The organism is Micromonospora profundi, from assembly GCF_011927785.1.
In the GTDB taxonomy this organism is placed as follows: Bacteria; Actinomycetota; Actinomycetes; order Mycobacteriales; family Micromonosporaceae; genus Micromonospora; species Micromonospora profundi.
This window is the reverse complement of record NZ_JAATJK010000001.1, coordinates 2,820,792-2,834,125: the sequence shown is the minus strand read 5'-3', so window position 1 is coordinate 2,834,125 and position 13,334 is coordinate 2,820,792. Positions and strand designations below refer to the sequence as shown.

10 protein-coding genes are annotated in these 13,334 nt (G+C 70.3%); 3 read left to right on the top strand and 7 right to left on the bottom strand.

The features are described from left to right. Positions 1 to 103: 103 nt before the first annotated feature. Positions 104 to 988, top strand: coding sequence for a helix-turn-helix transcriptional regulator (locus F4558_RS12550; protein WP_167944154.1), 885 nt, complete (start codon positions 104 to 106; stop codon positions 986 to 988). Positions 989 to 997: 9 nt separating this feature from the next. Here the strand turns inward: F4558_RS12550 and F4558_RS12545 are convergent, their stop codons facing one another. After that, positions 998 to 2,878, bottom strand: a complete 1,881-nt coding sequence (locus tag F4558_RS12545) for a Xaa-Pro dipeptidyl-peptidase (protein ID WP_167944152.1) — start codon at positions 2,876 to 2,878, stop codon at positions 998 to 1,000. 339 nt (positions 2,879 to 3,217) lie between these two features. Here F4558_RS12545 and F4558_RS12540 point away from each other — a divergent pair, with 339 nt between their 5' ends. Then, positions 3,218 to 6,562, top strand: coding sequence for a S8 family serine peptidase (locus F4558_RS12540; protein ID WP_167944150.1), 3,345 nt, complete (start codon positions 3,218 to 3,220; stop codon positions 6,560 to 6,562). Positions 6,563 to 6,621: 59 nt separating this feature from the next. On the opposite strand, the gene F4558_RS12535 is transcribed toward F4558_RS12540, so the two are convergent. The 3 genes from F4558_RS12535 to F4558_RS12525 all read right to left on the bottom strand — a co-directional run bounded on the left by F4558_RS12535 (position 6,622) and on the right by F4558_RS12525 (position 8,583). Then, positions 6,622 to 7,116, bottom strand: coding sequence for a DUF2231 domain-containing protein (locus F4558_RS12535; RefSeq protein ID WP_167944148.1), 495 nt, complete (start codon positions 7,114 to 7,116; stop codon positions 6,622 to 6,624). Between the two features lie 85 nt (positions 7,117 to 7,201). Beyond that, positions 7,202 to 7,834 carry a LysE family translocator gene (locus F4558_RS12530; RefSeq protein WP_306271777.1) on the bottom strand — a complete coding sequence of 211 codons (633 nt, stop codon included), beginning with the start codon at positions 7,832 to 7,834 and terminating at the stop codon, positions 7,202 to 7,204. Between the two features lie 2 nt (positions 7,835 to 7,836). Beyond that, the gene (locus F4558_RS12525) at positions 7,837 to 8,583 is read right to left on the bottom strand and encodes a metallophosphoesterase (RefSeq protein ID WP_167944144.1); all 747 of its coding nucleotides are present in this window, start codon (positions 8,581 to 8,583) and stop codon (positions 7,837 to 7,839) included. A gap of 93 nt (positions 8,584 to 8,676) precedes the next feature. Between F4558_RS12525 and F4558_RS12520 the strand changes: the two genes are divergently transcribed. Further along, positions 8,677 to 9,279 carry a CGNR zinc finger domain-containing protein gene (locus F4558_RS12520; protein ID WP_167944143.1) on the top strand — a complete coding sequence of 201 codons (603 nt, stop codon included), beginning with the start codon at positions 8,677 to 8,679 and terminating at the stop codon, positions 9,277 to 9,279. A gap of 9 nt (positions 9,280 to 9,288) precedes the next feature. Here F4558_RS12520 and F4558_RS32130 read toward each other — a convergent pair whose 3' ends face one another. The 3 genes from F4558_RS32130 to F4558_RS12505 form a co-directional block, all read right to left on the bottom strand. Further along, on the bottom strand, positions 9,289 to 10,338 hold the full coding sequence (locus F4558_RS32130; RefSeq protein WP_167944141.1) for an SEC-C domain-containing protein: 1,050 nt from the start codon (positions 10,336 to 10,338) through the stop codon (positions 9,289 to 9,291). A gap of 393 nt (positions 10,339 to 10,731) precedes the next feature. After that, a complete protein-coding gene (locus F4558_RS12510) occupies positions 10,732 to 11,568 on the bottom strand; it encodes an aldo/keto reductase (protein ID WP_167944139.1) in 837 nt (278 codons plus the stop codon). 71 nt (positions 11,569 to 11,639) lie between these two features. Next, positions 11,640 to 13,250, bottom strand: a complete 1,611-nt coding sequence (locus tag F4558_RS12505; protein ID WP_167944137.1) for a hypothetical protein — start codon at positions 13,248 to 13,250, stop codon at positions 11,640 to 11,642. Between the last annotated feature and the right edge of the window lie 84 nt (positions 13,251 to 13,334).

The window sequence follows — 13,334 nt, the reverse complement described above, 5'->3', positions numbered from 1 at the left end:
TAGCAAGTCTTGACGGAGCCCGCCGGAGGTGGCAGGGCCCCCTTTTTCCCAGGTCCCAGCAGGGCCCCCTCTGCGGCACGCGCACCGCATTACCGTGGTGACCATGAGGGAAGAGGAGTCGGGTGACGGCCACCGGCTGGGCAGCTACCTTCGGGCCCGGCGCGAATTGGTCTCACCGTCGCAGGTAGGGCTGCCGACCGGCGGCAGGCGCCGCGTGCCCGGCCTGCGACGCGAGGAAGTCGCCCTGCTCGCCGGGATCAGCCCCGACTACTACCTGCGGCTGGAACGGGGCCGGGACAAGAACCCCTCACCGCAGGTCCTCGAATCGCTCGCGCGCGTCCTGCAGCTCGACGACATCGAGCGGACGTATCTGCTCGACCTCGCGGCGGCGCGTCCCAGGGCGCCGCGCCGCAAGCGGTCCGAGCACGTACCAGCGCGGGTGTACGAACTGCTTGCCCACCTTCAGATCCCCGCGTTCGTCGAAGGACGCGCCTTCGACGTCCTGGCCTCCAACCCGATGGCCATGGCGCTCTCCCCGCGCCTGCAGCCTGGTCAGAACCGGCTGCGGTCGCTCCTCCTCGATCCGGAGGAACGAGCCTTCCACCAGGACTGGACGCAGGCCACCGCCGACTTCATCGCCGCCCTTCGCACCACCGTCGGTGACGACATCGACAACCCCCGTTTCGTCGAGCTGGTGGGCGAACTCGCGCTGTCCAGTCAGCGGTTCCGTACCCTGTGGGCCCGCCACGATGTCCGCAGCCTCGACGGGGGCACGACGACGGTGCACCACCCCGTCGTCGGTGAACTACGCCTCCACCGGGACAAACTCCCCATCGGTGACGTCATCCTCGTCGTCTACTACCCCGACAAGGACAGCGACAGCGACGAGAAACTGCAGCTCCTTGCCGCACTCGCACATTCCGAGACCCCCGACGACCACACCCGGGTGGGGAGGCCCGACGCGTCGTCGAACCGCCCCACCCGTTGACGGAGCCGATCAGAAGCCGAGTGCGCCCCGCCCGCCGACCACCGGCAGCCGCAGCTCACTGTCGTTCGGCGCGACCCGCAGCCGGGTGCCGCCCAGCGGCAGCAGCGTGTACTCCTGGTCACTGGAGAAGACGACCACGCCGATCCGGTGGCCGGCCGGGAACACGTAGTCCTTCGGCTCCATCGTCCACCGGTAGTCGTACAGCTTGCCCTGCTTGACAGGCTTGGTGCGCTCGGCGCTCTTGCGGTTCTGCGGGTCCATCCAACCCCGTGTCACCACCGTCGGCGCCGCTGTCGAACCCTCCGGACCGTAGTCCACCAGGTACGCGGTCAGGTTCGCGTCCGGCTTGTTGTCGATGGCCATCCGCAGCCGCATCTCGGGGCGACCGGAGATGCGCACGCTCTGGGTCAGCGCGGGGGAGCGGTACACGAGCCGGTTGGCGCTTGCCGCGTCCGGGTTGGCTACCAGGGTGTCCGGGCCGATGGTCCGGCCCTCGTCGACGAAGCTCTGCTCGACCTTCGCCTTCGGTGGCTTGCCAGTGGTGAGCGCTCCCGGGGCGGTGGCGTCGTCGGCGGCGAACCGCAGCCCGACCTCACGCGCCGCCGGGTCGGGCCAGTTGGCGTACGTGGTGTAGGCGCGGTCCTCGCGCTGCAGCACGGCGGTCGGCTCGTCCATGATCCCGTTGCGGACGTTCCACAGCCAGAAGTCGAACCAGCGGTTCTCGGTCTGCTTGTAGGTCCACGTCCGACCGTCGGGCAGGGTCACCGAGGCGCTGCTGCCCGGGCCGCCGTGCCCGCCCTGGTGCAGCCAGATCTTGCGCGGTACGTCGCGTTTGGCGAGCTGGTCCCACCAGCCGGCGAAGTGTCCGGTCTTGACGTTCCAGTCGTTGAGGCCGTGCACGACGAAGACGCTGGCCTTGACGTTGCGGGCGTCGTAGTAGTCGCGCTCCTGCCAGAACTTCGAGTAGTCACCGGTCACCCGGTCCTGCTCCGCGGTGATCTTTGCGATCTCGTCGGCGCAGGGTCCCTCGGCCCGTGCCTGCCCGGCCGTGTACTGGGCCAGGACGTCGAGGTCCTCGCCCTGGTAGGTGCCGGGCGCGACGACCAGACCGTTGGCCCGGTAGTAGTCGTACCAGCTGCTGATCGCCGAGACCGGCACGATGGTCTTCAGACCCTTGACGCCGGTGGTCGCCACCTGGTTCGGAAGCGTTCCGTTGTAGGAGACGCCGGTCATGCCCACCGCGCCGGTGGTCCAGCCGGCCGTGACCGGGGCGCCGCTCGCGTCGTACCCCTTGGCCCGCCCGTTGAGCCAGTCGATGACGGCCTTGGTGCCGAGCGTCTCGGCCTGGTCGCCGCTGGTCGGGCAGCCTTCCGAGTCGCCGGTGCCGACGCTCTGACCGAGCACCACGGCGTACCCGCGCGGGACGTAGTAGTCGTCAAGCGAGCCGGGCAGGTTGGCCTTCGCCTCGGCCCGCTGGACGCCCATGTCGAGCGCCCGACGCCCCGACCTGTCGGTGAGGCCGTTCTGCGGCAGGTCGTCGACAAGCACGCTCGGGTATGGCACGTCGCCCCAGGTGCCCTTGCGGTACGGGCTGTGCTCGAAGATGACAGGCACCTTGAAGCCCTGCGTGGCGGTCTCCCGGGGTCGGGAGATGTCGATGGCCACCCGGTCGGGGCGACCGTCGTGGTCGGTGTCCACCGGGGTCTGGACGTACACCCGCTCCTCGATGGCGTCGGCAAGCGAGAACACCGGCTGGGTCATGCCGTCGGCGACGACGATGCCGGTGGGTGCGGTCACTGCGGTTGGGGCCGCCGCTGCCGGTGCCGCGCTGAGGATCAGCGCGCCGGACACGCCGACGCTGAGTAGTGCCAGATGACGGGGTCGACGCATGCGCGTCTCCCTTCGGTTGGGCTGGTTGCCGGGTCGCGGCGGGGCCAACGTCGAAGATCCATTCGTCGTCATGCTAGGTCCGGGGCGACGTTCCGTCGATCCCGTCGGGCGGCGTCGTGGGTGAACACGTCCGCGTGGGACGGCCGGTTCCGTGTCCCGATCGGGGGTGGTAATCGAACCGACATCGAACCGTGTACGGCGGCGACACATGGCCGAATCCCTTGCCAGGTGGGCGAAGAAAAGACGTCTTCCAGGGGCTCCGAAGATCACGTGCACGTGCATATGATCTTGCGCGACGCGCCGAAAAGGCACGTTTGTCCACATGAGACAGGGAGCAGGATGCTCAAGAGAACGCGGTGGCTACTGGCCGTCGCCGTCACGGCCACGGCGCTGACCGCCCTACCGGGCGGCACCGCCACTGCCAGCCCCGACGGGCCCAGCCGACCCAGTGCGCCCGACACCGCAGCCGACCGAAAAACACACACCGTCACCTTGCTCACCGGGGACGTGGTGACCGTACGGGCCACCGGATCGGGATGCCCGCACGCCACTGTGCAACCCGCCGACCCCAACTCGGTCATCCACCAGACCTGCGGACCGGACGGCCACCTGCACGTCATCCCCGCCCGCGTCGCGTCCCAGGTCGGCCCGGTCCTCGACCCCGACCTCTTCGACGTCACAGTGCTGATCGCCGACGGGTACGACGACCAGAACACCACGGAACTGCCGCTCATCGTGCAGCCCGCCACCGCCTCCGCCCGGGTGGCCGCGCTCGGCGACGTGCTGGCGCTGCCCAGCATCGGCGCGGTCGCCGGCCGCGTACCCAAGAAGAGCCCGACCACAGCGAAGCTCGCCACCAACTCGCTGCTCGCCGGCGCGAAGAAGGTCTGGCTCGACCGCAAGGTCCGCGCCACCGCGCTGACCGGCGCCGGCAAGCCCGCCGGCCTCGACCGCAACCTGGCGCAGATCGCCGCGCCTGATGCCTGGAAGGCCGGCTACACCGGCAAGGGCGTCCGCGTCGCGGTGCTCGACACCGGAGCCGACTTCACCCACCCCGACCTGGCCGGCCGCGTCGTCGACCGGGCCGACTTCACCGCCGAGGGCGGCGACGCCGTCGACCACAACGGCCACGGTACGCACGTCGCGTCGACGATCGCCGGCACCGGCGCGGCCTCCAACGGCCAGCGTCGCGGCGTCGCGCCGGCCGCCAACCTGGTCATCGGCAAGGTCCTCGACGACCACGGCTCCGGCGAGGACTCCGGCATCATCGCCGGCATGGAGTGGGCCGCCGCCCGCGCCGACGTGGTCAACATGAGCCTCGGCGGAAGCTATCCGGACGACGGCAGCGACCCGCTCTCGCTCGCCGTCGACGCGCTGAGCAAGCAGACCGGGGCGCTGTTCGTGATCGCCTCCGGCAACAGCGGTGGCGCGATCTCCTCACCCGGCTCCGCCGCCAGCGCCCTGACCGTCGGCGCTGTCGACCGGGACGACCGGCTCGCCGACTTCTCCAGCCGTGGCCCGCTTGTCACCAGCCGCGTGGCCAAGCCGGAGCTTGTCGCGCCCGGTGTCGACATCGTGGCCGCCCGCGCGGCCGGCACCAACCTCCAGGACCCGATCGACAAGTTCTACGAGGGCAGCACCGGCACCTCGATGGCCGCCCCGCACGTGGCGGGCGCGGCCGCCCTGCTCGCCCAGCGGCACCCGGACTGGACGGGGGAGCGGCTCAAGGCGGCGCTCGTCGGTGCGGCCGACCCGCTGACCGGCGTCGACCCGTACGCCGTCGGAGCCGGCCGGCTCAACGCGGCCCGCGCCCTCGGCGGCCCGACCAGCGACCAGCCGGTGGTCAACCTCGGCACGTTCGCGTACCCGCAGTCGGGTACCAGCGAGACGAAGCTGACCTGGACCGGCGACGCCTCCCCGGCGACGACCCACCTCGACCTCGACGTGTCGATCGTCAACCACGACGGCCAGGCCGTGCCACGCGGCGCGGTGTCGCTGTCGACGAGCCGGGTGACGCTCAAGCGCGGCAGCACCGCCAACGCGACAGTGCGGATCAACCGCGCGGCGCTTGCCGCGCGACCCGGCTTCTACCTGGCCACCGTCACCGCCCGCGGCCCCGGACGCAAACTGGCGTCGACCACCCCGGTCAGCTTCTACGTCGAGCAGCCCAGCTACGACCTGACGATCCACACCAAGCCGCTGCCCGACCTCTCCGAGGGCGCGGAGAGCTGGATCAACGTCCTGGTCGCCAACCTCACCGACCCGCTCCTCTACTACGGTGGGCCCAGCGGCGTACCCGGTGAGACCTTCACCGTCCGGGTGCCCGCCGGCCGGTACGCGATCCTCGGCTCGTCCGCCGCCTACTACGTCGACAGCGACGTGCTGGAGTCGACGCTCGTGGGCGAGTCCGACCTGAACGTGACGGGCCCACGTAGCGTGACGCTGGACCCGGCGCGGGCCAAGCCGGTGACGGCGACTGTCGACGGGGTCGCCACCACGCCGACGCGCGTCGACTTCACCATCCTCCAGACCGCGCCGAACGGCCAGGCCTGGTGGAGTCAGGTCAACGGATACGGGGCCGCGACGAGCGTCCGCACCTCCCCGTTGCCGAAGCCCAGCGTCGGATCGCGGCGCGGTTGGGCGGCCGTCAACCTCAACTCGCCCGCGGGCACGGCCATGCCGTACCGCTACAACCTGGTGCACGAGTATCCCGATGGCGTGCCGGGCGACCCCGCCTACCGGGTGAGCAGAGCCGAGCAGGCCCGCCTGGCCCGCATCGACCAGCGCTTCCACCAGATGGACTCGCCGGGAATGGTCACCCAGCTGATCCGGACCGGCTTCACAGCCGAAGGGCTGGGCGTGACCCAGACCCACGAGGGCAACCTGCCGCCGTACCGCACCGACTACCTGTCGCCGGAGATCGTCTGGGCCGACGAGGGTGTCTACGGTGGACTGTCGGCCCAGGAGGCGCCTCGCCGCTACCAGCCGGGCAGCCGGCAGTCGAAGATCTGGGCGCGGCAGCCGCTGCACTCCGGCTGGTACGACGACCCGGCCGACAACGGCTGGACCTGCGCCACGCCTCCGTCACGGACCCGGGGCAACCTGCACATCGACCTGGTGTCGTTGACCGACCAGCACCAGCGCGCCGACTGCCTGCAGAACAACGCGATCGGGGTGAAGCGCAACCTGTCGCTGTACCGCAACGGCACACTCGTCGAGAAGCGGGACCTGCCGTACGCCGACATCACCGTCGGGCAGCAGGCCGCCGACTACCGGATGACCCTCGACGTCGACACGAGCCTGATCCTGCCGATCTCCACGAAGGTCTCCACCTCGTGGACGTTCCGATCCGCCGGCCCGGACGGGACCGGGAGCGTGCCGTTGCCGCTGTTCGCTGTCGACTACGCGCTGCCGATGGACACCGCCAACCATCCCACCGGCGGCACCGCCGAGTTCGCCGTCCGCCAGGCGCACGGCGTCAAGGCGCAGAAGGTGACCTCGTTCCAAGTGTGGACCTCCACCGACGACGGCGTCACCTGGAAAACGGCCCGGGTCACCCGCAGCGGGGACACCTACCGGGCCCAGCTGCCCCGGGCCGGCACCGTCTCGCTGCGGGTGAAGGCAGACGGCGACAGCGGTAGCGGCATCGACCAGACCATCATCCGGGCGTACGCCGCGGGCTGACGGTCAACACGGTGGTGCGGTCCGCTTCAACAGGGCCGCACCACCGTTGTCCGGGCCGATCACTGGCCCTCCCAGACCGCCTTCGCGCCAGAGTCCCCGGTACGGATCACGTAGTACACGGCGACACCTGCGGCCACCAGCGACAACACCTGCAACGCCACAGTGAGCGCCCGGCCCTGGCGCGTGTCCGCGCTCCCTTCGGCGGTTCGCGGCGCGACGAACCGGACCAGGGCCAGGGCCACGATCGCCAGACCGATGCTCGCCCACAGCGTGAAGTCGCCGAACTCCTGGTGTGCCTCCAGCTTCGGCAGGAACTCGGGGGTGACCCGGTTGGCCGACCGCATGCGGTCGAAGAAGGCGTCACCGGAGAGCTTCGCCAGCAGCGCGGACAGCGGTGCCCCCACGGCCAGCAACCCCAGCACCCAGCGGGTGTGCGGGCGGATCGGCGGGACGAACGCGTACCCGACCGTGAGGAGGGCCAGCAGCGGTACGAACACGACAGCGGCGTGCAGCACGAGAGGGTGGGCGGGAAGGCCCATGAACTCCTCGAACATCGGCGACTCCTCCGGTGACAACGGATCTCGATGATCCAGACAGGGACGCTAACGGTACCCGCCGGACGCGTCACCCAGGATCGCCTCAGGTCACCGCAGCCCGTACGCCGAGGCCGAGCAGGATCACCCCGGTCAGCCGGTCCAGCACGCGCCGGACGGCGGCCGTCCGGAGCAGCCGGCCGGCGGCGCCGGAGACGACAGTCCACCCGGCCAGCCAACAGGTGTGCAGCGCGGAGTGCGCTGTGGCGAGGAGCAGCATGGGCACCAGGACGGGACGGCCCGGTTCGAGGAACTGCGGTGCGAGGGTGAGATAGATGGCGGCGGCCTTGGGATTCAGGACGTTGCCCAGCAGCCCCTGGAGGTAGGGGTGGTCCACCCGCCACGGCAGTCGGCGCGTGCGGGCCGGCGGTGACGTGGTCGACGGGGAGCGCCGGGCCGCGGAGAACAGCATCCACAGCCCGAGCCCGACCAGGTAGGCAGCACCGAGGAGCTTGACGATCCAGAACGCCTGAGCCGACCGGAGCACCAGCGCGGCCAGGCCGACGGCGGCAAGTGTGGCGTGCAGGTAGAGCCCTGTGACAGTACCCAGGATCACCCACCACCCCTGCCGCCGACCGCCGGTGGCGACCCGCGAGACGACAAGCGTCAGGCTCGCACCAGGTGTGGCGGTTATCGGCGCGACGGCGACCAGGAAGCCGAGCACTGCCACGCCGCGCACGCTCAGACCACCACCCGGTAGTGGGTGGTGAAGAGGCCGCTGTCGTCGTACACGTGGAACGCGACGCCGGGCGGCTGGGTCTGGGTGGTCAGCGGCCGGTCGCCCTCCCATGGCATCCGCAGTGTGGAGACCACACCCGGCGCGATCCGCAGTGGACGGTCGGCGAACGTGCTCGCGGCGGCCGTGTGGAAATGCCCGGTCAGCACGGCGACGACCTGAGGGTGGGCGGCGACCAGGGCGGCCAGGGGATCGGCCTGCAGCAACCGCATCGCGTCGATGACCGGATGGTGCAGCACGACCGGCGGGTGGTGCAGGGCGACGAACGTCGGCGCTCCCGCCGGCACCGAAGCCAACTCGTCGGCGAGCCATGCCAGAGTCTCGTCGTCCAGGTGGCCGTGGTCCTCGCCGGGCACGGACGAGTCGGCCAGGAGGAACACCGCGCCGGCCACGTCGTGCCGGGCGTTGATCGGGCCGGTGCCGCCGCCGTCGTCCCCGAGCAGACCCTTGCGGTACGCGGCACGCACGTCGTGGTTGCCGGGGCACATCAGGACCGGCAGGGGAGAGTCGAAGAGTCTCGCGGCGGTCTCGTACTCGGACACCTCCCCGTGATCGGCGATGTCCCCGGTGATCAGGATCGCGTCGACCGGTCGCGGCAGGGCGTGCAGGTGGTCCATGACCCGGACGGCCCGCTCCGCCGATCGGAGGTGCCCGTCGAGGTGGGTGTCACTAAGGTGCGCGATGAACAACACGACTGCCCCCTAATGCATTAAGAATGCGTCAACCATTAGGGACGCTACACTTGGCGACACCGGCCACACAAGCCGCCTACGGGAGAGGCACCGATGTCCGCACAGCTCGCGCTCGCCCTGGTCAGCACGATCCGGCACGACGGCAACGGAGGCGTCGCCGACGACCTCGCCGACGTCGCCGGCCTGACCGCCTGGCTCCGCGAGCACGCCGAACCACTGCGCGAGTACGTCGCCAGGTGCGACACCTCCCGCGTTGAGGTCGACGAGCGGACCCGCCTCGACGTGGTCGCCGTGCGCCGCGCCGCCCGTACCCTGTTCGCCGTCGCCGTCCGACCGGGCCCACCGAGCCGAGCCGAGTCCACCTCGCTGCTCTCCCCGCCGGAGGCTGTCGACCGGCTCAACCAGGCCGCCGCGACGGTGCCCGTCCGGCCCGTACTGACCTGGGAGCAGGAGGGCACACCGGTGCTGGCCTGGCACGGCGAGGCGACAGAGCCCCGGCTGGCACTCCCGGCAGGGCTGGCCCGGGCCGTCATCGAGTTCCTCGCCGGTGCGACCCGCGAGCAGTTGCGCGCCTGCCCCGCGCCCCGCTGCGTGCGCTACTTCGTCAAGGACCACCCGCGTCAGGAGTGGTGCAAGCCCTCCTGCGGCAACCGGGCCCGCGTGGCCCGCCACTACCAGCGACACACCGGGAGGTAGCCGGCGCGCTCAGCCGCGGGACCGCGGCAGGCAGTCCTTCTTGTACTTGAGGCCCGAACCGCACCAGCAGGCGTCGTTGCGCTCCGGCGGCCAGGGGATCCGCGCCGCCGGCCGGGCCGCCAACTCCCGCGCGTAGCCGGCTCGGACCTCCCCGTCGGCCGGGTCGCTGTCCTTCCGGCCGGCGAAGCCGTCCAGCCCGTCGACAGTCGCTCTGAGCACCACCAGCCCGACCTGGCCGGCGTCGGCAAGCCGCACCAGCTCCTTCTCCAGCCGCGCCCGGTGTGCGTCCCAGTCCGGCCCGTACACCTCGGTCAGCTCCGCGTGTGTGGAGAGCAGCCGGTCGAACTCGGCCCGGGGCCAGAAGATCAGATCCGGTTCACCGCCGCCCCGTTCCCCCGCCCGGCGGACGAGCTGAGCCTCCACGCGGTCCGCCAGATCGTCGTGCCGGTCGTGCGGCAGGTTGAGATTCCGGCGGACCCGGTGGCGCTGCTGCAACAGGAAGAACAGGACCCCGGGCGACTCGGGCGGCCCCACCTCCACCGCAGGCTCGACGGCGGTGATCGCCTGCGCCGACGCACCGGCGGCGGTCGCCCGCTCGCCGAGCAGAGTGTCGACCGCCTCGCTCAGCCACCTTTCGGCGATCGCCGAACGGCCGGCGGCGTCCAACGCCGCACTCACGTACGCGGGGGCATCGGGTTGTACGAGCAGCAACGGGCGCAGCGCGGTCAGCTCCGCTATCGCCTCGTCGTCCCGGCCGCCGGCCTGCAACAGGGCCCGTGCCCGCAGCGCCCGGGCGAAGCCGGCCCGGGGGTCATCACCAGTCGGGTACGCCGCCAGGGCGCTGTCGGCGTACCGGAGGGCGGCATCCGGCCTCGCCCGGATCTCCGCGATCTCGGCGGCGAGCGTCAGCGCGTCCCCGGCGTCGTCCGGATCCTCCAGCCTGCCCTGCTGCACCGCCTCGGCGATGTCGGCGGCGACACCGAGCGGATTGGCCGTGCCGAGCGCAGAGCGGCGAAGTTCGGCGAGGTCAGCCCTGGTGAGTACATCTTTCGTCGACACGGCTTCACGCTACGTCGGGGTGCCCCGGACCGTCGGCAGATCACCCGTTACGCCCAAGCGTGCGCGTCGCGCGTCGGGCCGTGCGCGTCGCGCGTCGGGCCGTGCGCGTCGCGCGTCGGGCCGTGCGCGTCGCGCGTCGGCCCGTGCGCGTCGCGCGTCGCGCGTCGCCCTGCGCGGTGCGCCTCGCCCCGCGCGCGTCGACCGGGTCGTGATCGTCGGGTGGGTTCTCTCGGCTGGCGGCGGTCCTGCCAACGAGCGTGATGACTCAGAGGAATATTGATACCTCCCAGTCATCACGCTCCTCATGGCATCCGCCCCACCCAGACATCACATTCGGTAATTGCCCAGCCGCATCCATCGGCCAACCGCACAGTGAGCGCTGCGGCGTTTCGCTCAGAACTCCTCGTACACCGCCGGGTCCTGGTCAGCGAGACGCCCGTCGGGGCGGCCCAGCGCCGTGATGGCCTCGACCTCCGCGTCGCTGAGCTTGATGCCGAAGACGTCCAGGTTCTCCGCCTGCCGCTGCGGGGAGGCGGCCTTGGGCAGCGGGATCACCTGGCGGGCCAGGTGCCAGGCGAGAATGGCCTGCGCCGGGCTGATGCCGTGTGCGGACGCGATGTCCACGACCGTCGGGTGCTGCTGCACGTCGTTGCCATGGCCCAACGGGCTCCACGCCTGCACGAGGATCCCCTGCGCCCGGTGATAGTCGATCGCCTGCTGCTGCGGGAAGTACGGATGCACCTCGATCTGGTTGACCAGCGGGGCGACCCCGGTCTCGGCCACCAGGCGGTCGATGTGCTCGGGCAGGAAGTTGGACAGACCGATGTTCCGGACCAGGCCACGCTCGCGGGCTTCGATCAGTGCTCGCCACGCCTGCACGTACAGGCCGACCTTCGGGTTGGGCCAGTGGATGAGATACAGGTCGATCCGGTCGAGGCCCGTGCGGAACACACTCTCCTCGATGGTGGTCAGCGCCTCGTCGAAGCGGTGGTGCCGCCCCGGCAGCTTCGAGGTCACGACCAACTCGTCCCGCACGTCGCCCGCCGAACGGGCGGCCCGACCCACCGCACCCTCGTTCTCGTAGTTCACCGCCGAGTCGATCAACCGGTAGCCCGCCCGGATCGCCTGACCGATCGCGTCGACCCCCGCCGAGCCGTTCAGCTGGTACGTGCCGAGTCCGATCGCCGGCAACGACGTGCCGTCACCAGCCGTCAGATGGGGAATCGCCATGGTTGGTCCGCCTTTCGTCGCCCGTGCCTGGACCCTACCGGCACGAGCCGCACGTTCCGGCGAAGGACCGATCAGCTAGCGGCGATGGCCTCCCTCGTCGGGGACTCACCGATCAGCAGAGGGTCGGTACGCCGCTCGCTTTCGGGCAGATCCATCGCTGCGGCCAGGAGATTGCCGAGACGCTGGGCGTCGTCCAGCCCTTTCCCCTTGCCCGCCCAGTCGTCGAAGGTGAGCCTGATGTTCTCGTCCGTGGTGATGACGTCCAGAACGGGGCCGCGCTTGTCGCGCTCGCGGAACCGTACGTAGCGAATCTCCGAGAGCGGGAACTCGCGCTCGATCGTGCCCTGCTTGCGCACGGCATTCTGCGCGGAGATGAAGAAGCGCTCGGGTGTCACTCCAAGGTAGGCGTCCTCGCCGACGAGGCGGTCGAGGTTGACATCGGCGATGGCCAGCAAGGGCTCCCCGCCGGGCACGATCCAACGGAGGATCCGCAGCAGTTCGTCCGGCACAGCATCACTGAACACCGTGACTGGCGGATCCAGTGGTGCAGGTTGCGTGTGAGCACGGTTGCGGAGGGCCGCTACCCGCTCGGCCAACGCCTCAGCCATGCGGACGCTGTCGCGGATGCTCTGACGCTTGGCCGTGAACGGCAGACTGCGTTCAGCCGGGAGTTCGGCGATCAAGCGACACTGACGTTCGAGGTCGGCGAGAAGATTCGACACCTCGTCCATGGCTGAGGTGTGCTCGCGCTGAGTGTCAGCGACCAACTCGGCCAGAAGTCGCTCGTTTTCGGCAGCGTCCGCCTCGTCGCGGCTGATGTGACCGGCGCGCAGCACCTGAGAGCGATACCAGGACCACTCCGCCATGAGCATGCCGTGCGTGTCGGCGAGAATCTGCTCGATGTTCTTCTGGATGTGGGCGCGACGGCTCTGCCCGTCGGTGTCGAGTGCCTTGATGTGCCCGCGGACGAGGGACCGGAAGAGGAGCCGCTGTTTGCGGAGATCTGCGTCCCTGGTGGCGATGGAGGCGAAGATGTGGTCGTTGACAGTGCCCGCCGCCTGGGACTCTCGTACCGCACGCATCGTCGTCTCGTGCAGGCCGAGAAGTGTCGTCCACTGATCCTCGTGCAGCGCTTGGAGAACGTCACGGGTGAGTTGGACGTTCTCGTCGATACGACGCGAGATCGACGCCAACTGCACCTGTAGGGCCAGGAGCGCGGCGGCCGGCCCGAGGGCGGAGAGTATGGATGCGGTCTGCGCCCCTGTCACGGGCGCCCAGCGCACGGAGGCGGCGATCTTTCCGTTGCTCGTGACGAGCGACCCCAGGTTCCAGCCGCCCGACGTCATCGGTTGCGCGGTCTTGAGTGCCTGCAGAGTCTCGGGTGCCAGACGCACCAGCCCTTGCACGGTGGTCAGACCCTGAGCACCCTGTGCCGCCAGATTGGCGATGCCGGAGGCCATCGCGAGTTTGTCGGTCAGGCCCTGGTTTGCTTGGGAGCTCATCATCCCGAAAGGGATCAGGTCCAAGCCGACGGGCGGCTGGTCGGCGAAGAGTACGGCCACGCCCGGCTCGATCTCGACCAGGCTGACCACCGGGTCCTCGCCATGCGGCACAGTGGTATCGGGGCCGTGATCAGCTGGTACGGAGAGTTCGTTCTCGGATCCGTCGGCCTCAGGCGCCATCCCACATCCTTCATGATCGGCAACGGGAGCAAACAATACGTGTCAATGCGGTCACCCCGGGTCAACCGGAGCGACACCTCATGC